Below are 21,797 nucleotides of genomic sequence, written 5' to 3'. Positions count from 1 at the left end.
ACCCGTATGACCAGCCGGAGTTCATCTGATGTCGGAAGCCGCCAGCAAATTCACACCCCGTGTCTTCTCGGGGATCAAGCCTTCTGGCGGTCTGACGCTGGGCAATTACCTCGGCGCGATCAAGCGTTTTGTCGACTGGCAAGAGGCCGGCACCCACGAAACGGTCTATTGCGTCGTCGACCTGCACGCGATCACCGTATGGCAAGACCCTGCTGAACTGCACGCGGCGACGCGCGAGGTGGCCGCCGGTTTCATCGCCTCCGGGATCAATCCGACCAAGTCAATCCTGTTCAACCAGAGCCAGGTGTCGGCCCACGCGGAGCTTGCCTGGATCTTCAACTGCGTTGCACGCGTTGGCTGGATGAACCGGATGACCCAGTTTAAGGACAAGGCCGGTGCCAATGCCGAAAAGGCGAGCCTCGGGCTCTATGCGTATCCTGCCCTCATGGCGGCTGACATTCTCCTCTACCATGCTACCCACGTGCCCGTGGGCGAGGATCAAAAGCAGCACGTGGAGCTGACCCGCGACATCGCCCAGAAGTTCAACCACGACTTCAAAGTCGATTTCTTCCCCGAAACCGTCCCGGTGATCGAGGGGCCGGCAACGCGGGTGATGAATCTCCGCGACGGCACCAAGAAAATGTCGAAATCCGGCGAAAGTGACATGGAACGCATCAACATGACAGACGATGCCGACACGATCGCCAAGAAGATCAAGAAGGCCAAGACAGACCCCGAGCCGCTCCCCGAGACATTGGAAGGGCTGACCGGACGGCCGGAGGCGAAGAACCTCGTGGACATCTACGCCGGTCTGTCCGGCAAGACCGACGAGGCGGTGATCGCCGAATACGCCGGTGCCGGTTGGGGCCGGTTCAAACCAGCGCTGGCTGACCTCGCGGTTGAAAAACTGGCACCGATCTCGGCTGAAATGGCGCGCCTGATGTCCGACCCGGCGGAAATCGATCGTACGCTGGCGCATGGTGCGGATCAGGCTCGCACGGTTGCGGACCCGATCCTTCGCCGCACCTTCGAGATTGTCGGGCTCGTCGGTCGCTGAGGCCGCCGATCGACGCGCTCCGGTGCGGATTGTCTTCACAAATCCGATTCCTGACCGACATGGAATCGAAACCATCGCGCTTCAGATTGCGCACCGTACGGGCACGGCACGCGATGCCACCCGCCAATCTCGCGCACCCTGGTACCTCGCCTGGTTGTAGCGCAGCTACGCGTCTTTCCGTTTGGAGGGCGTCGGTGCACTCTAAAGGCCTTGCGCCACGCGTCTCCGGCACCCCCCCGGGTCGGGGACGCGTTCTCGCGGTGACACCATTTTGGGCTTGACCTGCCGGGGACATCCGCGCGCCATGGACGCCGCACATGCCCATCTATCGCTTCTGGCGACCTCTTTTCGCGCCACTCTTGGGTACGTCGTCTTGTCTACCGCACGACGATCTCGTCGGCGCGGATGAGGCCCAGAACGTCGCGCGCCTGCTGATCCAGAAGATCGAGGTCGAGGAATTCTTCCGAGAGCCGGTGCGTCTTGTTCCGCATAACCGCCACCTCGCGTTCCAGATCCGCCTTTTCCGCTTCCATCCGGCGGATTTCAGCTTCGATCTCAACACGTCGAAACAGACCGAAATCGCCTTGCACGGCGGCAAACGTGAAATACATCGCCAGCGAGAAGCTAACGGTCAGGAAGACCGCGGATTTCACCGCGGGGCGGGAATGGCTTGTGTTCATGTCTCTGCCTCGGTGCCACCTCTTCGGGCGGCGTGCAGGCACAGTGTCACACTGACGGCAGCTTGTGAATCCTGAAGAAAGGCACAATCGGGCGAGTAAAAACCTCCGGTGCGATGTGAGTCGCGGATGCAACACAACGGGTCCCGAACGCGTGTCCGGCATATCAGAGCTTCAGCCCGAACCGCCCTCGCGCGTGTAGAGAGCCGCGATTTCGTCGCCGTAGGCTGCCAGGATTCGGTCACGACGCAACTTCAGGGTCGGCGTGACGAGCCGTTGCTGCACCGTCCATTCGTCCAGACTCGCATGATAGCCACGGACCTGCTGGTAGGAAGGGAAGCCCGCAAGCCGGTCCTTGATCCGCGGCTGGATCAACGCCCGCGCCTCGCGGGAATTGGGGTCACCTGCATCGACGCCAGCCGCACCCGCCACCTCTTGCCAGACATCCTTGTTCAGGACGAGCAGCACCGTTAGGTAGGGGCGCCCGTCCCCGGCCACGCAGATCTGTTCGAACAGCGGATCGCTCTCCAGCGCCGTTTCGATTGGCCTCGGGTTTACATTTTCACCGTTGGAAAGGACCAGTATGTGCTTGAGGCGCCCTGTGATCCGTATCCATCTCCCGTCCAGTTGGGCCAAATCTCCGGTTTGCATCCACCCCTTGCTGTCGATCAGGTTGGCGGTGGCTTCCGGGTTTCGCCAATAGCCTGTCATGCATCCCGGCGAGCGTATTTCCAGTTCGCCGGCATCGGTGCACGCAATCTCAATCCCCGGAAGCGCGTATCCAACGGACCCCGGCACGTATTCTTCCTGCAACGAAGCGGTCACCACGGGGCCGGCTTCCGTCAGGCCATATCCCTCTACCATCGGCACGCCGAGCCCAATCAGCGCCCGCGAAATCTCGGGCGGGAAACTGGCGCCCCCCGATACGGCGACACGCAGGTTGCCACCGAAGGCCGCCTTGACCTTCCGCGCCACGAGCCGGTCGAGTAATGGCCAGATCATCCGCTCCAACACGCCGGGTCCCGGACCTAACCCGCCGCGCGCCGCAAAGCGCTGCCATCCGATTCGTGCGGTCATGTCGAAGAGGCGGAGACGCAAGGGGCTCTCGGCGGCCGCGCGCCGGGCGGACGAGTAGATCGACTCGTAGAGCCGCGGCACGCCCATGAGTGCGGTCGGTCGGATCGTTGCGAGGTCCTGCCGTAGCCTGAGGACTGATTGCGCATAGGCGACGCAGGAACCGCCGAGCAGCGGCAACACGTAGCCCATAGTGCGCTCGAACCCATGCGCCAGCGGCAGAACCGAGAGGAAGGTGTCGTCTGTACGCGGCGGAAAGACCTGCGCCACCCCTTCTGCATTCGCCAGAAGCGCCCGGTGGGTGAGCACGGCCCCTTTCGGCGCACCGGTGGTGCCCGAGGTATAGATCAGCGCAGCAGGATCGTCCGGTGTGCTGCAGGCCTCGGTCCCGAAACCAGACGCGGCCTCGATCACGGTGGACCATGGACTGCAGTTCCCGGGCAAAGCCTCCATTCCCTCGTCCGTCGCGCCCGCGTCGTGAATCCAAACCGCCTCAATGAAGCTCGTATCCTCCAAGGCGGTAGCCACGGCCTCCCATCGCGCGGCAGTGTCTAAAAGCAAAACACGCGGCCGGGCATCGGAGAGCACGTAGGCCGTGTTCGCGACCGCGTCGTTCGTATAGAGCGGCACGACCGGCAGACCCAGCTTGTGCGCCGCCATGTCGTAGCAGATCCAGTCGGCGCAATTCTGTAGAAATATCGCGACCCTGTCGCCGCGCCCGACACCGGTGGCGGCAAGCGCACCTGCAATGCGATCGACCCGCGCCAGCACCTCTCGCCAGGTAAGCGCCACCCACTCGCCGGACGTGCGATCCACCTCGCGATAGGCAACGGCGTCAGGCATTCGCTCCGTGCGTTTGCAAAGCAGGCCGTACAGCGTGCCGGCCTGCGCCGCCGGGATCAGATCTACCCCCATCCGTTCGTCCTCCCCAGTCCCGCCGGTTGCCGTGCACCACGGATCAGAGCACGTGCGAAACGCCCGGTGGGCTCGTGTTGCCCGGCGCCCCCATAACCGCTGCGCCTTCTCCCCAACGCCTTGGATCTGTCATTGCGCCGCGACAATACAGGTTGCGCGGACCGACAGGATCACGTCAATCGCTTGCCTGCGGCGGTTTCTCGAAATGCGGTTCGAAATCCGCTGGCGCGGCCGCTTGAGAGGGGGCTTCCGTCGTGCTGCCATCGTCCAGTCGCGGAACTTCGACCGGGCCGGGGTTCATGCTCAGCGCAGGCGGCGGCGCCATCGAAGCCTCGTCCAGCATCAGGTCGGTATGCCCGGTTCCCACAGGGCGTTCCTCCGACCAGACCACTCCCCGCAACAACGCGGGGTCTGCCAAGAGGTAGGACACCTCGCGGACCTCGTCGTCGTAGACCCGACAGCGAATGCGTACCCGGTCGACATCCTGGAAATCCGCTGTTCCGTAGACATAGGGCACGCCGTTGTGCCGCCTCAGATTCGAGATGTCCACTGTCACGGCACCCCGGTTTGCAAGAAGTTCGTCCCGGCACAGCGCACGCGCTTCGTCGTTCGACGTGGCCAAGGCTGCTTGAGCCCCGATCAGCAGCGCAAAGAACGCGAGGACAGGGCCGCCAATCCTGGCCGCGCCCGGGCGCAATCCCAGGCACCAAATCGCCGCCACCCGCTTTTCGGTCGGATCGAAAGTCATTCTCCTCACCCTCCTGCCGATCGCACAATGCCCGAAACGAAAAGATCCGCCCCCGACTGGATCTCGCACGGCGAACGGCCTCCGCCCAAAGCACAATGCCGGTCCCTACCCGGTTTGGCAACGCTTCGGGAGGGTGGTACGCCGGGACCCGGAAAGCGGCGCAATCTGCCTGCTGGAGAGTGACTAGCCAAATGAAACGGCCCGGCGCAAACGCACCGGGCCGAACATCCGTGTCAAGAAATGGCTTCAGGCCTTGCCCTTGTAGATGTCGACAAGGTTGGCAAAGAGCTGCAGGGCCTCTTCGCGCGGGCGCTGGAAGGAGTTCCGGCCGATGATCGAACCGTTGCCGCCGCCGTCGCGGATCGCGCGGGCATCGTCATAGACGCTGTCGGCGCCCTTCTTGGCGCCGCCCGAGAAGACGACGATACGCTTACCGTTGAAGCAGTTGTCGACGCAGTGCTTCACGCGGGCCGGCAGGGTGGAGATATCGACACCATTCTCCTCGTAGACCTTGCGGGCCTCGTCCTGCATGACGTGATCGGTGGTCAGCTTGATCTTGATGATATGCGCGCCGAGCAGGGCGGCAATATGGGCGGCATAGGCACCGACATCGATCGCGGTCTCGCCATCCTTGGTCACGCCTTCGCCGCGCGGGTAGGACCAGATCACCGTGGCGATGCCCTTGGCGGCGGCTTCCTTGCGCATCTCGACGATCTCTTCGAACATGTCGAACATCACGTCGGAGCCGGGGTAGATGGTGAAGCCGATGGCCGAGGCGCCGATGCGCAGCGCGTCGTCGACCGAGGCGGTGATCGCCTGGTTCTTGGCGGCGGTGCCCGACATCAGCGAGTTGGCCGAGTTCACCTTGAGGATCGTCGGGATCTGACCGGCGAAGGTGTCGGCGCCGGCTTCCAGCGAGCCGAGCGGGGCGGCATAGGCGTTCAGCCCGGCATCGATGGCCAGCTGGTAGTGATAGTGCGGGTCAAAACCGGCGGGGTTCGGGCAGAACGAGCGGTGGCCGCCGTGCTCGAAACCCTGGTCGACGGGAAGAATAATCATCTTGCCGGTACCGCCCAGCTTGCCGGCCATGAGCATGCGGCAAAGGTTTGCCTTCACGCCCGGCGTCTCGCCCTCGTAATTGGCGAGGATACGGCTAACAGCTCTGGTGGCTTTCATGGATTCGATCCCTATGCTGTGGATTGCACGAGCGGCGTAAAAGCCCGCCGGGGAGCGCGCAAGCCGGATGACCGAAAAGGGTCGCTAAGTCGCAGTTTGGGCGCTCCCACAGCGCCTTTTGCCGCCACAAAGCGGCCATTTCGGCGGTTTTTGGCAATCTGCTATGCTGCGGTGTCATGGCAGTGTCATAGCACCGCGCAGGGTTCACCGATGCAGTGCAATGGGGTCACCTTCGTGCCGGGACCCGAAACGGACTGCTCAGGGCGGGCCGCAATTCGGTCGGCAGATGTCAGAGCCCGGATTGTACCTCGACAATACTCTCGCGCAGGATTTCGGCGGTGGAATCTATCATGGTCTCGTCCATTACCAGTGTCGGCGACAGAATGAGGATGTTGCCCAGCGGCCGCGCGATCAGTCCGCGTTTCTGCGCCTGGCGCGCCACCTTGAGCCCAATCTGGTCTTCGGATGCGAATGGAGTCTTGGCCGCCTTGTCGCGGACGAATTCGATCCCCATCATGAAATGGCTGCCGCGCACCTCGCCCACCATCTCCAGATCCGAAAGAGCGCACAGGTTTGTCTCAAACCGTTTTCCGGTTATGCGCACCCTTTCCGGAATGCCCTCGCGCTCCATCAGCGCGATGTTGGCAAGTGCCGCCGCCGAGGCCGCCGGATGCCCGGAATAGGTCATGCCGTGCAGGAACATCGCGCCTTCGTCGGAGATGACTTCGTGGATCTCGTCGCTGAGGATCGTGGCAGAGAGCGGTTGGTAACCGGAGGTGAGCCCCTTGGCGGTGGTGATGATGTCTGGCTGGACGTCGAACACGTCCTTCGAGGCAAAGAAATGACCCAACCGGCCGAAGGCCGTCACAACCTCGTCGGAGATGTACTTGATCTCGTAGTCGCGGCAGAGCGCGCCCATGGCAGCGTGATACCCTGCGGGCGGCACGATGATGCCCCCTGCCCCCATGATGGGCTCGGCGATGAAACAGGCGATATTCTCTGCGCCAATTTCCTCGACCTTGTCCTTCGCGTCGTCGATCAGCGCGTCGAGGAACTCCGCCTCGCTCATGTCCGCGCCTTCGCGCCAATGGTGCGGGCAACGCAGATGGTGCACCAGCCCCTCGGCCTTGTCCCAGCCCTCGGAATAGCCGGGCGTGGTCATCGCGATGGCGAGGTGGGTCGAGCCGTGATAGGCGCCATGGCGGCTCAGGACCTGCTTCTTCTTCGGTTGGCCGAGGCGGTTGTAGTAGTGGTGGAGGATACGCACCGCGGAGTCGTTGGCTACCGAGCCGGAATTCCCGAAATGCACCTTGTTGAGCGGCCCGGGCGCGAGTTCGGCCAGTTTCGCGGCGAGCGTGGCGGCTGTCGGATGGGTAAAATTGTAAAACGTCGAGTAGTAGTCGAGCGTTTCCAGTTGCTCGGTGATGGCGGCGATGATCTCCGGCCGCCGGTGACCTGCATTGACGCACCAGAGCCCGCCGATGCCGTCGATGAGGCGATTGCCCTCACTGTCGGTAACATAGGCCCCTTCGGCACCCACAATGACGGTCCGCGCCCCGTCCTGCTTGAGTGCGTTGAGGTCCGCGAAGGATTGCACGAGATGGGTATCGGCGGTGAGGACGCCGTCGGTGGACATGTCGAGATCGAGAGACATTGCGTCAGACCTTTCGAAAATCGGTGAGTTGGGTGGACCGCAAGGCCGGGTCGACAGATGGGGCGGGAGCGGCAACAAGCAACGCTTCTGAGCGGTCGGCACAGGCCAGTGTACGGGCATCGGGGCCAACGATCCGAGACAGGCCGCCAAAGGCAATTTCGCCTTCGGACCCGCAGTAGTTTGCGTAAACGATGGTCATGTCCATCTCGGCGGCACGGGCCGGAACGAAGGTTTCCGAAACATGGTCAAATCCGGCAGGGTTGGCCGTCGGCACCAGCAACAGTTTCGCCCCGCGTTCGGCCAGTGCCCGCACATGGGGAGCGAATTCCACGTCATAGCAGATCAACAATCCGGTCGGCACGCCATCGAGATCGAACAGACAATAGTCGCGGCCAGCGGCGAAACTCGCCTTCTCCATTGCGCCAAAGAGCTGGATTTTTCGGTAGTGCCCGAGTAGGCGACCGTCCCTGCTCCATGCAGAAGCGGCGTTGTAAACAGAATCCCCTGACCGCTCGGCCCAGCCGACGGTCACCGCACAGCCCGTTTGCCGCGCCATGTCGGCAAGACGCTCACACCACTCTCCGCCTTGCAGTTGCGCAAGAGGCCCATGCAGGTCTGGCCGGTTGTATCCGGGCAGGAACAGTTCCGGCGCGACCAGCATATGCGCGCCCGCCGCGGTCGCAGCACGAAGCTGGCGGCCGAGACGAAGCAGCGCCGCCTCGGGGTCGCCCATAGCGGGCGGCCCCTGGTAGAGGGCGAGCGTGAGGCTCACTTCTTCAGGTTCGTCCAGATCGCGTCGTACATGACCTGCACCTCTTCCGGGCAGGCTTCCACAAAGACACCGGTCACCCCTTCCGGCGGGTTGGATTCCGGCGAGTTGGCGACCTCCGGGTCGAGCAATGGCGCGACATCCTTCACGCCTGCGGTATACTGGGCGTAGTTCGTCACGGCCGCCGCGTTTTCGGGCTCCAGCAGGAAGTTCATGAATTTCAGCGCGTTGTCGCGGTTCGGGGCATCCTTCAGCAGGACAACGTTGTCCATCCAAACGATCATGCCTTCCTTGGGGAAGACATACTCGATCGGCGCGCCTTCCGAACGGGCCTTGGCCGAAAAGCCGGACCAGATCATGCCGGCCGCAGCGTCGCCGGAGACCAGCACGTCCTTGGCGACATCGGAGCCGAAGGAGGCCCAATCGGCCTTGGCGGTCTGCACCAGATCGTTGAGCGCCTTGAGCTGGTCGCGGTCGGCGGTGCATTGCGGGATGCCAAGGTAAAGCGAGGCGAGCGTCAGCGTCTCGCCCGCGGTGTCGAGCACGTTGATCTTGCCCTTCAGTTCCGCCGGCGGCTCGAAGATCAGCCCGAGGCTGTCGAGATCGCCGCCATAGACCTCCTTGTTAACCGAAAACGATGTCGAGCCCCACTGGTAAGGGATGGAGGATTTGCGGCCGGGATCGAAGGCGACGTCGAGCCACTGATCCTCGATATTGCCGAAGTTCGACAGTTCGGAGGGCTCGAACGTGTCCAGCATCCCCTCGTCGCCCATGATCTTGACCATGTAGTCACCCGGCACCGCGACGTCGTATTCGCCAAGCTTGCCCGCCTTGAGCGCCGCCAGAAGCGCCTCGTTGCTGTCGTAGGTGTCCATCGTGACCTCGACGTCGTATTCCGCGGCGAACTTGTCGAGCAGTTCTTGCGGGATGTACTCGAACCAGTGATAGATCGAGAGCTTTCCTTCGGCGTGGGCAGTGCCCGCAAGGGCGAGCGCGAGGGCCGTGGTGGTCAGAAAGGTTTTCATGGCGTTACTCCGCTGTTGGATATCGTGGTTAGTTTTTTGATTGACCCGCCCGGCCGATGAACCAGGAGAGCGTGACGAAGACCACCGAGACGCCAAGAAGCAGCGTCGAGATGGCCATGATGTTGGGCTTGATGCCCTGTTTGACCGATCCGAAAATCGCCGTGGGCAGGGTCTCGATCCCCGCACCCTTGACGAAGTTCGTGATCAGGAAATCGTCGAGCGAGATGATGAAGGCGAGCAGGAAGCCCGAGAGAATGCCCGGGATCATCAGTGGCAGCAGGATCAGCCGGAAGGCTTCCCAGGGTGTCGCATAGAGATCCATCGCCGCCTGTTCGTAGACATCCGGCACAGATTGCATCCGCGCCGAAATCGGCAGATAGGCGAACGGGATGCAGAAGACGAGGTGGGCAATGAAAATGGTCATCAACCCGGTCTTGAACCCGATGGTGATGAAGAAGATCAGCGAGGCAACGGCCGTGACGATCTCCGGCACCATCAGCGGCAGGTTGATGAGCGCAAGGCTCGCCACCTTGCCCCTGAAGCGCCCGGCACGGTTCATGGCGACGGCGGCAGCCGTGGCGATGATAGTGGCGCAGGTCGCCGCACCAATGGCGATGGTGAAGGAATTGATTGCCGCGTTGCGGAATTTCGGCGCATCGGGCCCGGTGAAGACATCCACGTACCACTTGAGCGAGAAGCCGCCCCACCGGGTGATCGAGGTGCTGTCGTTGAAACTGTAGATCGCGACGATGATCAGAGGCGCGTAGAGCACGACGAGGCAGAGGATCGTCAGGGCGCGGAAACCCGTGAAGCGGCGCAAATCGAGGGGTTTGATCATCGGCAACGGCCCCCGGGCTGATCGCCACCCACGCGCCGGGCGAGCACCTGGCCGCGAGGGGGCGCGGCGACATCCGAACGGGGCGCTTTAGTGCAGCCAAAGCCTGCGAACATCCGAGTTGCGCGGATGGGTGACAAAGCGTTCGTCCGGCGCCTTGGGCTTGTTAACGGGCGTTTCAGCGCGCCGAGCCGACACGGTTCGAAATTCTGCCGGAACCCCATCACCGCCCCCCTTTCGCTTGCGCTCGGGCATGCAACAGCAGCACCCCCAAAACGATGGTCAAAAGGATCATCGCGGCTGCCGCCCCAAAGGGCCAGTTTCCCGCCGCGCCCTTGAACTGCTCCTCAATGAGCGATCCGATCATGAAGGTCTTGGCGCCTCCGAGCAGGTCGGGTGCGAGAAACGCGCCGAGCGAGGGAACGAAAACGAGAATGCACCCCGCCACGATACCGGGCTTGACCACCGGCAGGATTACGAGCCGCAGGGTCGTCCAGTTGTCCGCGTAGAGGTCTGCGGCGGCCTCCGACAGCGCAAAATCGTAGCGCTCAACCGCGGCATAGACCGGCAGGACCATGAATGGCAGATAGGAGTAGAAGAGCCCGAGCTGCACAGCGAAGTTTGTGTTGATGAGCGACAACGGCTCGGAGATCACGCCAAGCCAGAGCAGGAACTCGTTGAGCGGGCCGGTATCGCGGATCAGGAATTTCATCGAAACCGTGCGGATCAGCAGGTTCACCCAATAGGGAATGGTGACGAGAAACAGCCATACGGGCCGCACCGCCGCATTCCGGGTGGCGATGAACCAAGCCGTCGGGAAGCCGATCAGCAGGCAAAAAAACGTTGCGAGCCCCGCCTGCCAGATCGAACGCCAGAAAATGCCGATATACGTCCACTCGATCTGCGGCGGCTCGTCGCCGAAAAGGCCCCGGTCGAGGAAGAACTGGTCGTAGGCCGCAAGTGTGATTTCCCAGATCACTCCACCACGGAATTCCTTGGTGAGGAAGGAATAGATCGCCATCAGCAATACGGGGAGGACCAGGAAAATGCCGATGAAAGCCCAGACGGGCAGCATTAACCGCGGGCCGTTGCCACGGTAGATCTCGGATCGGGTTGCGCCGGCCGGCGCGGCCGCGGCCATCAGTCCACCAACAGGCGCGCAGCGCCGGCCTCGAAACGCAGTCCAAGCTCACTGCCGCGTTCTGGGATGCCGGAGCTTTCAGAATTCTGCATTCGCACGAGGATCGGCTCACCATCGACGAGGCGCGCGTGCAGGTGGATGTCGGTGCCCAGGTAGACGTGATCTGTCACCGTTGCCGGGAGTGTCTCTGCGCTTTTCGGACCGATGGAGATGCGTTCCGGGCGCACGGACAGATGCCCGCGCCCCGCGACCGCGCTCGCGGCTGCCGGACAGCGCAATGCCAATCCACCGGGAAGGAAGACCTCCGCCATTCCCTCCGAAACAGCGGCGACCTCCACGTCGAGCAGGTTGGTCTCGCCGATGAAATCGGCGACGAAGCGGTTGAGCGGTGCCTCGTAAATGTCACGCGGCGTACCGATCTGCTGCACATAGCCCTCCGACATGACCGCGATCCGGTCGGACATGGTCAGCGCTTCTTCCTGATCGTGGGTGACAAAAACAAAGGCGATGCCCGTTTCGCGCTGGATTTGTTTCAACTCGACCCGCACGGCCTGACGCAGTTTGAGGTCCAGCGCAGACAGCGGCTCGTCAAGCAGCAACACCTCGGGGTTCGGGGCGAGTGCCCGTGCAAGCGCGACCCGCTGTTGTTGCCCGCCCGAAAGCTGACCGGGCCGCCGTTGAGCAAAATCCTTGAGCTGCACCAGTTCCAGAACTTCGCGGGCCCGCGCCTCGGCATCCATTTCGATCCAGCCGCGTCGGCGCAGCCCGAAGCTGACGTTTTCCAGGACGGTCATGTGCGGAAAGAGCGCATATTGCTGGAACACCGTGTTCACGGGTCGGCGATGCGGCGGAAGCGGCGCGATATCCTCGCCACGCAGGCGGATCGCCCCTTCGGTGACGTCCTCAAAGCCTGCGATGCAACGCAGGAGCGTGGTCTTGCCGCAACCGGACGGACCCAGCAGCGTGAAGAACTCGCCTTCGCGGATATCCATCGACACGCCATGCAGCGCGGTCACGCTGTCATAGCGCTTCACGACGTTTTCGACATCCACAGCGATACTGTTCTGGTTCATCGACCCCTCTTGCGGCATACCCCCAGATTGACAATGATAACGCTAAAGACCGGCTCAACGGGGGGTATATACCCCCAAGGGGGTATTATCAGAGCCCTGCCAAACGCAACCGAGGCACATCTCGGCGCCGCAATCTCAGCCCTTGGGACAGAGGGTTTTACCGCCGCTCTCTATGGCTGGCTGCACCGTAGTTTCGAGATCGATAATACGACAATGCTGGCGTATTTCCAAACCCGCCGCCCGGAGATCCTGTTCACGCAATCGCGCATGCCGCAGGTCCACGAGAAGATAGAAACAGATTATATTTCAGGCGCTTACCTTCTGGACCCGTTCCATGAGTTACATGTGGCGAGGGTTGCAGAGGGGCTCTATCGCTTGCGTGAATTCGCGCCTGACCAGTTCCAGCGAAACGAGTACTACGCAAGCTACTATCGCCGCACGACATTGATCGACGAAGTCGCCTATGTGGCCTACCCGGCAGATGGCGTTTCCGTTCAAATCTGCCTCGGTCGCGACTCGAGTTCGGGACGGGTCTTTTCGCCTCGCGACCTAGAGGTTGCACAAAGACTGAGCGCGATTGCCTGCGGGTTGATCAGAAAGCAATGGGCCGGCCTCTCCTCCAGCGGCGACTACACGGACGCCGCGCTCGTTCGGCGACTCCGCGACGAACTCGTGGTGCGCAACGGCATCTCCCTCAGCCAACGCCAATCGGAAGTGGCCCTGCTCATCCTGCGCGGACACAGCTCCGTTTCCATCGGGCTGCGTTTGGGGATAAGCCCGCAAACGGTGAAGGTTTTCCGCAAACAGCTCTATCGCAAGTGCGGGATCTCCTCGCAGGCTGAATTGTTCTCGCTCGTCATGCCATTGTTGTCAGAGTAATTCGCGGCCGACGGAATTTGGTACGCCCCCGCCAGGCGTCACCCTCAGCTCACATTGAATCGATTTGGACAGGCGAACCGGATCAGTTCTGCCCCGCCGCCCGATCAAAGGGCCGCGCCGCGAAAAAGAGCTCGGACGCCTGTTCCGAAACGAATTCCGCGCCCGCATCGCGCAGCACTTTCGCATGCTGGTCCCGGATCCCTTCGAGGTGCTGCCCCCCGGTGAAGCCAATCGCTCGCATTCCGGCCGCGATTGCGCCGACGATGCCATGGGGCGAGTCCTCGATCACGACACAGGATCGCGGCTCCACACCAAGCTCGGCGGCCGCGTGCAATACGAGGTCAGGCGCAGGTTTGCCGCAGGGTACCTCCTCGCCACTGTATATCCGCGGGCCGAACCGGGCCGACAGCCCGGCCCGGTCGAGCGTGTGGCGGATCCGCGAGAGCCCGCCGCCGGACACGATGCATGTTGCCAGTCCCTCGTCCTGAAACCGGTCCAGAACCTCGACCATGTCCTCAATCCGCGGCAGGGTCTCGTCGTAGGCGGCAAACAGGCGCCGCACGTAGTTCTCCCGGAAATCCGGCGGACAGGGGCGGCCGAGGCGCTGTGACACCTCCTCGCAGACAAGCGGCATCGACACCCCGAGGTAGCGATCCCGCATGTCTTCGAACGTCACTTCGGCAAGACCGGCCGCGCGAATTTCGGCAGCAAGCGCGGCCAGCGACAGTGGCTCGCTGTCGACAAGGCAGCCGTCGAGATCAAAGAGAATGGCTTGCACTGGCGGCATGTCAGCTCCTTTAGATGCCAGATGGACGGACCGAGACCGGTTCGGGTTCAATCCCGGACGGCCGCCTCTCGGGCGAGCGCCTGGAATTTCCCATACATCTCGAACCGGCGATCATGGTAGGCGCGAACATCCGCCCCACTCGGCTTGTATTCAGCCGCGTTGGCCGACATCGCCGCCATCGCCGCAGGCATGTCGGAGAAACCACCTGCCGCCACCGCGCCAAGTATCGCCGAGCCCAGCAAGACCGGCTCTTCCGTCTTGGGCGCCGCAACGGGCACGCCCGTCGTATCGGCAAGCAACTGGCGCACCAGATCGCTCCGCCCCGCGCCACCACTGATGACGATGGTCTTGATGTGCGCACCATTCTCGGCCTGCGTGTCGATGATCTGGCGCAGCCCATAGCCCAACCCGCAAATACCGGCGATGTAGAGGCGTACAAGGCTGTCGACATCGCTATCCATCCCGAGCCCGGCAATCACGGCACGGGTATGCGGATCGGCGTGAGGCGCGCGGTTCCCGAGGAACTCAGGCACCACGTGAACGCCGTCCGCAAGCCGGGCCGCCCCGGCCGCGGATTTTCCGGCGTCCGTCGCACGCTCCGCCAACCAATCCGGAAGGGACTTGCCCGCTGCCTTCGCAGCATCTGAAGCTTCCGCGGTCGCGGGATGATGGGTGAGCAACTGCGCGATTGCTGCACCGGCCGCGGATTGCCCGCCCTCGTTGAGCCACGTACCCGGCACCATCGACGAGTAATACGGTCCCCAGACTCCGGGCACGAAAACCGGGTCCCGCGTGGTCGTCATCGTGCAGGACGAGGTACCAAAGACAAAGGCAAGGTTGGCCTCCGGCCCGCCGGCTCCCTCTGCACCGACAGTCCCGATACCTCCGGCATGGGCATCGATCAGTCCGGCGCCAACCTTCGTGCCGGCCACCAACCCCAGGTCCGCTGCTGCGGCCTCCGTCAACCCGCCGCCAAGCGGTGTTCCAGGTTCCACGACCTCGGTACCGATACGGATGAATCCTTCGTCGGCGAAGGTCCCAAGTCCAATCTCCCTGAAATAGCTTTCGTCCCAGGCGGCCTCGTGCCCCATGTAGGTCCACTTGCAGGTAACGGTGCAGATCGACCTCGCCTCGCTGCCGGTGGATTTCCAGGTGAGGAAATCGGTGAGATCGAAGAATCGCCAGGCCGCATCAAATGTGTTCGGGCGGTTTTCCTTAAGCCACAAGAGCTTGGGCGTCTCCATCTCCGGCGAGATGCGTCCACCGACATAGTCCAGTACCCGGTGACCCATGGCGTTGATCCGCTCCGCCTGCGCGACCGACCGATGGTCCATCCAGACGATGATGTTGCGCGACGGTTCATCGGATGGACCGACGGCGAGCGGCGCGCCCCCCTCCCCCAACACCACGAGCGAACAGGTCGCATCGAAACCGACGCCCCTGATCGCGGCCGGATCGACACCCGCAGCAGCGATAGCGCCCTTGCTGGCACTGCACACAGCCGCCCAGATCTCGTCGGAGGATTGCTCGACAATGGAGCCGGGCTCCTGAAAGAGGGTGATGTCGCGCTTGTCGGTCCCCAACAAGGTCCCTGCAGAATCAAAAACGCCGGCCCGGGCACTGCCTGTTCCGACGTCGATACCCATGTAGAATTGGGTCATTTTCGTTACTCCATTATCCTGATCGACGGGCCTCGAACGAGATCTCCGGACGCAAGCCCCGGACCGCGGCTGCCCGGGAGGAGGCAGCCGCGGCGCAGGCGTCAGACTCGGTCAAAGTTGGTCGGCAGAACCAACATATCCCGGATCGTGACGGTACGAGAACGCGTCAACATGTACATCACCGCATCGGCCACCTCGGACGCCTCGATGAGCGAGCCGGATTCCTTGGCCTTGCGCAGGTTTTCTTCCGGCCAGTCGGCGAGGAGCGCGGAGATGACCGGCCCCGGCGAGACCTGCGCGACGCGGATGCCATGCGGGATCATCTGGCGCCGCATCGTCTGAACGAAGCAGGTCACCGCCCACTTGGAGCCGGCATAGACGGGTTCCCAATAGGTCGGAAAATGCCCGGCGATGGAGCAGGTTACGACGATATCCCCGGTGCCACGCTCGATCATGTGCGGTGCGATGTCACGCACGTTCTTCATCACCGCATTCACGTTCAGGTTGAGCATCCGATCGATGGTGGCGGTGTCCGTCTCCACCAGATCGCCGCCGATATAGGTCCCCGCGTTGCAGTAGAGGATATCGACGTGATCGACCTTTTCCAGGATCTCCGGCACCATCGCCGCGCAGCTATCGGGATCGATCAGGTTGGTGACTTGCGCGATTGCCTTGTCACCGAGCCGGGCGGTCTGCTCGGCCAACGCCTTTTCATCGTAATCCACCATGACGACGGTCGCGCCAGCCTCGATCAACGCCTCGGTCGTGGCCAACCCTATGCCGGACGCGGCACCGGTGATTGCGGCGATCTTGCCTTCGAGCGATTCAGCCATTTTCATTCTCCTTGTTTGACGTTGAAAGCGGCCGCTCAGACGGCGAGGAAACCGCCGTCAACCGAAAGAACCGAGCCGGTCACCATGGCCGCGTCGTCGCTGAGCAGCATGGCGATGGCACGCGCGATATCGTCGGGCTCGGCGAAGCGGCCGACGGGGTGACGCACCATCATCGGCTCGCTCTTGACCGGATCGCTCCATGCTTCGGCTGCGAGTTCGGTCATGGTGATCGTGGGCGCAAGCGCCACCACGCGGATACCGTGTGGCCCGAGTTCCTTGGCCATCACGCGTGTCGCGCCTTCCAAACCAGCCTTGGACGCCGCATAGCACACATGCTCCGGGAAGCCGCGGTGGCCGGCAATCGAGGTGATATTGACGATGGCGCCGCCGCCGCCGGCCTCCACGCGGGCGCGTGCGAATTCCTGCGCGACGATCAGTGCCGCGCGCAGGTTGATGTTGAGAACCGCGTCGCACCCGGCATCGGTCATGTCCAGCACCGTTTCCAGCACATTGATACCGGCGCAGTTGACGAGGTAGTCGGCGGTTCCAGCCTCCTTCATCGCCCCGCGCACAGAGGCGGCATCGGCGAAGTCGGCGGCGATGACACGGGCGCCGGTCTCCTCTGGTAATCCGGCGAGTTCATCCAGCGTCCGGCTCATGCCGACGATGCTGGCACCACGATCGGCCAGCAGGCGTGCAGCGACGCGGCCAATGCCCTTTCCAGCGCCTGTGACGATGACAGTTTTGCCCTTGAAATCCATGGTTTTCCTCACGATCTTTGCGCGACCACTCAAGGCCGGGCTGGGGTATTCCGGATCGGTGCCCGCCCATCGGGCGCCGGTCACATGCCTGGTGCGCGGCAAAGCCCGACTGGCCCACCGCCCGGCGGTGGTTGCACTTCGTGCATGTCGGTCGATTTCCGCGGGCCCGATACCAACCGGGCGGACGGCCTAAATCGGTGCGGGCGGGTCTCGCGGGGCGGTACCGCCCCGGATGCCGCGGGAGATCGCGCTCGATACCGCTGCGACCCCCGCCCCGTTCATCATCGCCACTCGCGCCCGATGTAGATGGCGAGCAGGATGATGAAGCCTTTGATCACGTCCTGCAGGTAGGGGTTGATCCCCATGAGGTTCAGACCGTTGTTCAGAATGCCGAGCAGGACCGCGCCGATCAGCGTTCCGAAGATCAGCCCGCGCCCGCCAGCGATGGCCGTGCCGCCCAGCACCACGGCGGCAATCGCGTCAAGCTCGAAGCCAACACCCGCATTGGGCTGGCCGCTCATCAGGCGCCCGGTCAGGATGACCGCCGCCAGTGCCGAGGTCAGCCCGGAGATGGTGTAGATCGCCAGTTTGATCCATTGCGTCTTCACGCCGGAGAGCCGCGCGGCCGTCTCGTTTCCACCAATGGAATAGACGTGGCGTCCGAAGGGGGTCCGTTGCAGAAGCACCCAGGCGATCACGTAGATCACGAACATCAGGATCACCGGGACCGGAACAATCCCGATCCGGCCGATGCCGAACCACGACATCCAGGGCGGTAGGCCGCTGATCGGATACCCGCCAGAGTAGATGAGACCAAGCCCACGCGCGACGCCCATTGTGGCCAGCGTCACGATGATTGCGGGCATCCGGCCCCAGGCCACGAGAGCCCCGTTGAAGAGTCCGAAGACCACGCCGACCAGCATGCCGCCGGCGAGCCCGACCGCGCCGGGAAGCCCCATGTTCACCACGAGTCCCGCGCAGATCGTCCCGGACAGCGCCATCACCGCACCGACCGAAAGGTCGATCCCGCCGGTTAGGATGACGAACGTCATGCCGACCGCGAGTATCCCGTTGATAGAGACCTGGCGGAGTACGTTCATGATATTGGAAACGCTGAAGAAGTTTTCGCTCGCCAACCCCATGAGGATCGAAACCACGATCAGCCCGGCCAGTGGCAGCACCAGGGGTGAATGCAGCACCTGGGCAATGTTCAGCCCCCCCGACTTGCGCGCCTTCTCGGGGCTGTTGAGCGTCGTATCATGCGGCATGGTCCTGCCTCCCGGTCGTTGCATGCGTCATGATCTTTTCGGAGGTGATGTCCTCGCCCTCTACGGTCGCCACAATACCGCCGCCGCGGAAAACGCAGACCCGGTCGGACATCCCAAGAACTTCCGGAAGCTCCGAGGAGATCATGATGATCGAGCAGCCCTGTTTGGTCAGCTCGCGCATGAGTTGATAGATTTCTGCTTTCGCCCCGACGTCGATGCCCCGCGTGGGTTCGTCGAAGATCAGGATCTTCATGTCGTGGTTGATCCAACGCGCCACCACGACCTTTTGCTGGTTGCCGCCCGAGAGCGTATCCAACCGGTCGTTCGGGCCGGTCGCCTTCACACTGACCTGGCGCATCGCTTTCTGCGTGCAGGCGAGCTCTTTCTTGAGATCGATGAACCAGTGGTTCTTACGGTACTTCCCGTAGTTGTTGATCGAGATATTTCGCAGGATCGAGAAGCTGGTGATCAGCCCCTGCTCCTTGCGGCTCTCGGGCAGCAACCCGATACCGGCGGCCAACGCGTCGGCCGGTTCGGTGAATTTCACATCCTTGCCTTCGAGTTTCATCCGGCACGTCGCGCCGGGAAAGGCCCCGAGCAGCGCCATGGCCGTCTCGCTGCGCCCCGATCCCACGAGGCCCGCAAAACCGATGATTTCGCCGCGCCGGAGCGCGAAGGAGGAAACCGGCCCGCCGCGCTTGAGCTGCACGGCCTCCACATCCAGCACGATGTCTGTCTCGGCCAGGATCTCCAGCTTCGGCGGGAAGCTCTGTTCGATCCTGCGGCCGACCATCATTTCGACCAGCGTATCATTGTTCACATCGGCCACGTCGCATGTACCGATGTAGTCGCCGTCGCGCAGCACCGTGATCCGGTCGCAGATCTGGAAAATCTCTTCCAGATGGTGCGAAATGAAGACGATGGCCACACCCTTGCGCCGAAGCTCCCGGATAACCTTGAACAGGCGCTCCACCTCGGTAGGCGTCAGGGTTGCGGTGGGCTCGTCCAGCACCAGTATCCGCGCATCCAGCGAGAGCGCTTTCGCAATCTCGACGAATTGCTGTTCGGCAACGGACAGACGCGAAACAGGCGCGTTGAGCGGGACATCCACATCGAGTTGCTGCAGGATCTCCTGCGCCCTCTTCCGCATTGCACGCCGATCCAGCAGACCGAAGCGATTGCGCAATTCCCGTGCGAGGAACATGTTCTCAACCGCGGAAAGATAGGGGATGAGGCTGAATTCCTGGAAAACGATCCCGACGCCGGCGGCGATGGCCGCGTCGTAATTGGCAAACGCACATTCCTCGCCGTCGATCCTGATCGTACCAGCGCTGGCCGAGATTATGCCGCAGAGCACCTTCATCAGTGTCGACTTTCCGGCACCGTTTTCGCCAAGCAGCGCATGTACTTCGCCCGCACGCACTTCGAGATCCACGCCGCGCAGGACCTCGACCTTGCCGAAACTTTTCTTGATGTTCTTCATTTCCAGCATGGGACGCTCCGCATCGTTGTCAGGGAGGCCACCCCCGCCGTTGACGCGGGAGTGACCTGGGGAGGGAACTCGTTACCAGCCAAAGCCCTCGGCGTTCTTGGCGTCCACCACCATCACGTCGATCGGCACTTCGGAAGGCACCACACGGGCACCCCAGAGTTGCGCCAGCGCCATACCGAGGCCGACGCGGACCTGATCGCGCGGGAATTGCGCAGTGGTTTCAATGAAGGGCGTGCCCTTGGCAATCGCATCGACCGCTTCCGGCGCGCCGTCGACCGACGTCAGCTTGATGTCGCGGCCAGAGCCCTGGATGGCAGCCAAAGCGCCCATGGCGCCACCATCATTGACCGAGAAGATGCCTTCGAGGTTCGGGTGGGCCTGGATCATGTTCTCGACGACGCCGAGCGCCACCGAACGGTCCTGGCGGCCGTTCTGGGTGTCGACCAATGCGATGCCGGGGAATTCTTCCAGCGCGGCCTTGCAACCTTCGACACGCTGCAGGATCGGGATAACCGGAATACCGTCGAGAATGGCCACTTCACCGTCGCCGCCAAGGGCCTCGGCCATGTACTTGCAGGACATGTACCCGGCGTCGCGGTTCTTGGAGCCGACGAAGGTATCGACCGGACCATTGGCGTTGGCGTCGACGGCAACCACGATAGCGCCGGCGTCCTTGGCCATCTTGACCGCCGACTCGATCCCGGCGCTGTCGGTCGGGTTCAGCAACAGGATGTCGATGTCCTGCTGGAGCATGTCTTCGACATCCGAGATCTGCTTGGCAACGTCGTGCGCCGCATCGGTGACGACGAGGTCGGCACCCAGCACCGCCGAGGCTTCCTTGAGCGCCTCGAGCATGGAGACGAAGTAGGGGTTGTTCATCTCCTGGAACGTCATGCCGATTTTGAGTTTCCCGTCGTCTGCGGTTGCGACCGCCGCAGATGCGATGATGCCGAGCGCTGCGGCGGATACGGTTTTCATGAGGGTCTTCATTGGGTTCCTCCCTTTGCTGAAGATTGACAAGTCTCACCCGTTCGCGGCGGGCCCCATGCCCGTCGCGTGGAAATCGGTTTCATGTGTGTCGGAGCTATCCGGTCATTCGAACGGCATCGTTGGCGGCGAACGTCGCTCGGAATGATGACGGAGACATTCCTTTCAGTTTCAGAAAGTGACGGTTGAAGTTCGACAGGTTTGCAAAGCCGACGTCGAAGCAGATGTCCGCCACCCGCGTTTCGGGGTCGGTCAGTAGCATCTGGCAAGCCAGATCGATGCGAAGCTGGTTCTTGTAACGCACGAGCGTCATGCCCGTGTGCCGCTTGAAGGCACGCGAGAAACTGCTCAGGCTCATATCGGTCAGGTCGGCAAGATCGGCCTCGCTCACCTGATCGGTCAGGTTTTCCCGCAAGTAGGCGATCGCACGGTTCATCGTCGTGTCGTCGGCTTTGCCCATGTTGAGCTGGAAGTTCAGGCTCGCCAGGATTTGAGGCTCGGGAGCATGGATCAGCATGTCGACGATCTCGCAGAAGAGTGCGATGCGTTGAATGCCGCGGGTCTCCACGAGCCGGCCCATCAATGGTTCGATTGCGCGCCCGGTTTCAGGGGCAAAAAGCAGGCCCCGCCGACTGCGCTCCAATATTGGGCGCAGTGCGGCCATTTCCGGGACTGCCGCCATTGTCTCCTCGATAAACGACTCGGGGAACTGAATGACCCGGCTACGGCGCGGTTCTACCCTGCCCTCCGGAACATTGCTGATCCAGTTCTGTGGCAGATTCGGCCCCGTCATGACGAGCTGGCCGGGTTCAAAATGCCCGACGTGATCGCCGATGTAGAACTTGCCGGTCGTGGCGACGACAAGATGGATCTCGTATTCGGGGTGATAGTGCCAGCGCACCGTCCGGAACGGGTAACCATGCTGCCAGGCGGCGAAGGACTCGCCTTTCCTGATATGCACGAGTTCCAGATCTGGTTGCACGGT

At 62.6% G+C, this 21,797-nt stretch carries 20 protein-coding genes; 2 read left to right on the top strand and 18 right to left on the bottom strand.

Going from position 1 to position 21,797, the window contains the following annotated elements; genetic code table 11:
- Positions 1-28 precede the first annotated feature (28 nt).
- Entirely contained in the window at positions 29-1,057 is a 1,029-nt protein-coding gene (gene trpS / locus ARC39_RS08235) for a tryptophan--tRNA ligase (protein ID WP_068112809.1), read from the top strand.
- A gap of 377 nt (positions 1,058-1,434) precedes the next feature.
- Here the strand turns inward: trpS and ARC39_RS08230 are convergent, their stop codons facing one another.
- The 10 genes from ARC39_RS08230 to ARC39_RS08185 all read right to left on the bottom strand — a co-directional run bounded on the left by ARC39_RS08230 (position 1,435) and on the right by ARC39_RS08185 (position 12,144).
- On the bottom strand, positions 1,435-1,737 hold the full coding sequence (locus ARC39_RS08230) for an FtsB family cell division protein (RefSeq protein WP_068112807.1): 303 nt from the start codon (positions 1,735-1,737) through the stop codon (positions 1,435-1,437).
- Positions 1,738-1,908: 171 nt separating this feature from the next.
- Complete coding sequence (locus tag ARC39_RS08225) at positions 1,909-3,723, bottom strand: AMP-dependent synthetase/ligase (RefSeq protein ID WP_068112804.1); 1,815 nt, start codon at positions 3,721-3,723, stop codon at positions 1,909-1,911.
- Positions 3,724-3,898: 175 nt separating this feature from the next.
- Entirely contained in the window at positions 3,899-4,471 is a 573-nt protein-coding gene (locus ARC39_RS08220) for a hypothetical protein (protein WP_068112800.1), read from the bottom strand.
- 246 nt (positions 4,472-4,717) lie between these two features.
- Positions 4,718-5,647 carry a class I fructose-bisphosphate aldolase gene (locus tag ARC39_RS08215; protein WP_068112798.1) on the bottom strand — a complete coding sequence of 310 codons (930 nt, stop codon included), beginning with the start codon at positions 5,645-5,647 and terminating at the stop codon, positions 4,718-4,720.
- Positions 5,648-5,936: 289 nt separating this feature from the next.
- A complete protein-coding gene (locus ARC39_RS08210; protein WP_068112794.1) occupies positions 5,937-7,301 on the bottom strand; it encodes an aminotransferase class III-fold pyridoxal phosphate-dependent enzyme in 1,365 nt (454 codons plus the stop codon).
- A gap of 4 nt (positions 7,302-7,305) precedes the next feature.
- On the bottom strand, positions 7,306-8,073 hold the full coding sequence (locus tag ARC39_RS08205) for a carbon-nitrogen hydrolase family protein (RefSeq protein ID WP_236545154.1): 768 nt from the start codon (positions 8,071-8,073) through the stop codon (positions 7,306-7,308).
- Entirely contained in the window at positions 8,070-9,095 is a 1,026-nt protein-coding gene (locus ARC39_RS08200; RefSeq protein WP_068112788.1) for an extracellular solute-binding protein, read from the bottom strand. Before ARC39_RS08200 ends, ARC39_RS08205 begins: the two co-directional genes overlap by 4 nt.
- A 28-nt stretch (positions 9,096-9,123) precedes the next feature.
- Complete coding sequence (locus ARC39_RS08195; protein ID WP_068112786.1) at positions 9,124-9,933, bottom strand: ABC transporter permease; 810 nt, start codon at positions 9,931-9,933, stop codon at positions 9,124-9,126.
- A 220-nt stretch (positions 9,934-10,153) separates the two neighbouring features.
- Positions 10,154-11,071 (bottom strand): ABC transporter permease, encoded by a 918-nt coding sequence (locus ARC39_RS08190; RefSeq protein ID WP_068112783.1) that lies wholly within the window; start codon positions 11,069-11,071, stop codon positions 10,154-10,156.
- Positions 11,071-12,144, bottom strand: coding sequence for an ABC transporter ATP-binding protein (locus ARC39_RS08185; RefSeq protein ID WP_068112781.1), 1,074 nt, complete (start codon positions 12,142-12,144; stop codon positions 11,071-11,073). The genes ARC39_RS08190 and ARC39_RS08185 overlap by 1 nt, the downstream gene beginning before the upstream one ends.
- A gap of 213 nt (positions 12,145-12,357) precedes the next feature.
- Here ARC39_RS08185 and ARC39_RS08180 point away from each other — a divergent pair, with 213 nt between their 5' ends.
- Positions 12,358-13,023 carry a helix-turn-helix transcriptional regulator gene (locus tag ARC39_RS08180; RefSeq protein WP_236545153.1) on the top strand — a complete coding sequence of 222 codons (666 nt, stop codon included), beginning with the start codon at positions 12,358-12,360 and terminating at the stop codon, positions 13,021-13,023.
- Positions 13,024-13,105: 82 nt separating this feature from the next.
- Here the strand turns inward: ARC39_RS08180 and ARC39_RS08175 are convergent, their stop codons facing one another.
- The 8 genes from ARC39_RS08175 to ARC39_RS08135 all read right to left on the bottom strand — a co-directional run bounded on the left by ARC39_RS08175 (position 13,106) and on the right by ARC39_RS08135 (position 21,794).
- Complete coding sequence (locus ARC39_RS08175; RefSeq protein ID WP_078059144.1) at positions 13,106-13,810, bottom strand: HAD family hydrolase; 705 nt, start codon at positions 13,808-13,810, stop codon at positions 13,106-13,108.
- Positions 13,811-13,857: 47 nt separating this feature from the next.
- Positions 13,858-15,471, bottom strand: a complete 1,614-nt coding sequence (locus ARC39_RS08170; RefSeq protein ID WP_068112777.1) for an FGGY-family carbohydrate kinase — start codon at positions 15,469-15,471, stop codon at positions 13,858-13,860.
- A 101-nt stretch (positions 15,472-15,572) separates the two neighbouring features.
- Positions 15,573-16,304: an SDR family oxidoreductase gene (locus ARC39_RS08165; RefSeq protein ID WP_068112773.1), complete on the bottom strand. Its 732-nt coding sequence runs from the start codon at positions 16,302-16,304 to the stop codon at positions 15,573-15,575.
- A gap of 35 nt (positions 16,305-16,339) precedes the next feature.
- A complete protein-coding gene (locus tag ARC39_RS08160; RefSeq protein WP_068112770.1) occupies positions 16,340-17,065 on the bottom strand; it encodes an SDR family oxidoreductase in 726 nt (241 codons plus the stop codon).
- 281 nt (positions 17,066-17,346) lie between these two features.
- On the bottom strand, positions 17,347-18,333 hold the full coding sequence (locus tag ARC39_RS08150; RefSeq protein WP_068112764.1) for an ABC transporter permease: 987 nt from the start codon (positions 18,331-18,333) through the stop codon (positions 17,347-17,349).
- Positions 18,323-19,825, bottom strand: a complete 1,503-nt coding sequence (locus tag ARC39_RS08145) for a sugar ABC transporter ATP-binding protein (protein ID WP_068112762.1) — start codon at positions 19,823-19,825, stop codon at positions 18,323-18,325. The genes ARC39_RS08150 and ARC39_RS08145 overlap by 11 nt, the downstream gene beginning before the upstream one ends.
- Before the next feature lie 72 nt (positions 19,826-19,897).
- Positions 19,898-20,815, bottom strand: coding sequence for an ABC transporter substrate-binding protein (locus tag ARC39_RS08140; RefSeq protein WP_068112759.1), 918 nt, complete (start codon positions 20,813-20,815; stop codon positions 19,898-19,900).
- Between the two features lie 94 nt (positions 20,816-20,909).
- Positions 20,910-21,794, bottom strand: a complete 885-nt coding sequence (locus ARC39_RS08135) for a helix-turn-helix domain-containing protein (protein ID WP_068112756.1) — start codon at positions 21,792-21,794, stop codon at positions 20,910-20,912.
- Positions 21,795-21,797: the final 3 nt, after the last annotated feature.

The organism is Tropicimonas marinistellae, from assembly GCF_001509585.1.
GTDB lineage: Bacteria > Pseudomonadota > Alphaproteobacteria > Rhodobacterales > Rhodobacteraceae > Tropicimonas > Tropicimonas marinistellae.
Note: the sequence above shows the minus strand (reverse complement) of the source record. Positions and strands in the feature narration are given on the sequence as shown.

Excerpts from the sequence above, each read along its gene's own strand:
- trpS (WP_068112809.1), top strand. The coding sequence starts at position 29 with ATGTCGGAAGCCGCCAGCAAATTCACACCCCGTGTCTTCTCGGGGATC.
- ARC39_RS08230 (WP_068112807.1), bottom strand. The coding sequence starts at position 1,737 with ATGAACACAAGCCATTCCCGCCCCGCGGTGAAATCCGCGGTCTTCCTG.
- ARC39_RS08225 (WP_068112804.1), bottom strand. The coding sequence starts at position 3,723 with ATGGGGGTAGATCTGATCCCGGCGGCGCAGGCCGGCACGCTGTACGGC.
- ARC39_RS08220 (WP_068112800.1), bottom strand. The coding sequence starts at position 4,471 with ATGACTTTCGATCCGACCGAAAAGCGGGTGGCGGCGATTTGGTGCCTG.
- ARC39_RS08215 (WP_068112798.1), bottom strand. The coding sequence starts at position 5,647 with ATGAAAGCCACCAGAGCTGTTAGCCGTATCCTCGCCAATTACGAGGGC.
- ARC39_RS08210 (WP_068112794.1), bottom strand. The coding sequence starts at position 7,301 with ATGTCTCTCGATCTCGACATGTCCACCGACGGCGTCCTCACCGCCGAT.
- ARC39_RS08200 (WP_068112788.1), bottom strand. The coding sequence starts at position 9,095 with ATGAAAACCTTTCTGACCACCACGGCCCTCGCGCTCGCCCTTGCGGGC.
- ARC39_RS08195 (WP_068112786.1), bottom strand. The coding sequence starts at position 9,933 with ATGATCAAACCCCTCGATTTGCGCCGCTTCACGGGTTTCCGCGCCCTG.
- ARC39_RS08190 (WP_068112783.1), bottom strand. The coding sequence starts at position 11,071 with ATGGCCGCGGCCGCGCCGGCCGGCGCAACCCGATCCGAGATCTACCGT.
- ARC39_RS08185 (WP_068112781.1), bottom strand. The coding sequence starts at position 12,144 with ATGAACCAGAACAGTATCGCTGTGGATGTCGAAAACGTCGTGAAGCGC.
- ARC39_RS08180 (WP_236545153.1), top strand. The coding sequence starts at position 12,358 with ATGCTGGCGTATTTCCAAACCCGCCGCCCGGAGATCCTGTTCACGCAA.
- ARC39_RS08175 (WP_078059144.1), bottom strand. The coding sequence starts at position 13,810 with ATGCCGCCAGTGCAAGCCATTCTCTTTGATCTCGACGGCTGCCTTGTC.
- ARC39_RS08170 (WP_068112777.1), bottom strand. The coding sequence starts at position 15,471 with ATGACCCAATTCTACATGGGTATCGACGTCGGAACAGGCAGTGCCCGG.
- ARC39_RS08165 (WP_068112773.1), bottom strand. The coding sequence starts at position 16,304 with ATGGCTGAATCGCTCGAAGGCAAGATCGCCGCAATCACCGGTGCCGCG.
- ARC39_RS08160 (WP_068112770.1), bottom strand. The coding sequence starts at position 17,065 with ATGGATTTCAAGGGCAAAACTGTCATCGTCACAGGCGCTGGAAAGGGC.
- ARC39_RS08150 (WP_068112764.1), bottom strand. The coding sequence starts at position 18,333 with ATGCCGCATGATACGACGCTCAACAGCCCCGAGAAGGCGCGCAAGTCG.
- ARC39_RS08145 (WP_068112762.1), bottom strand. The coding sequence starts at position 19,825 with ATGCTGGAAATGAAGAACATCAAGAAAAGTTTCGGCAAGGTCGAGGTC.
- ARC39_RS08140 (WP_068112759.1), bottom strand. The coding sequence starts at position 20,815 with ATGAAGACCCTCATGAAAACCGTATCCGCCGCAGCGCTCGGCATCATC.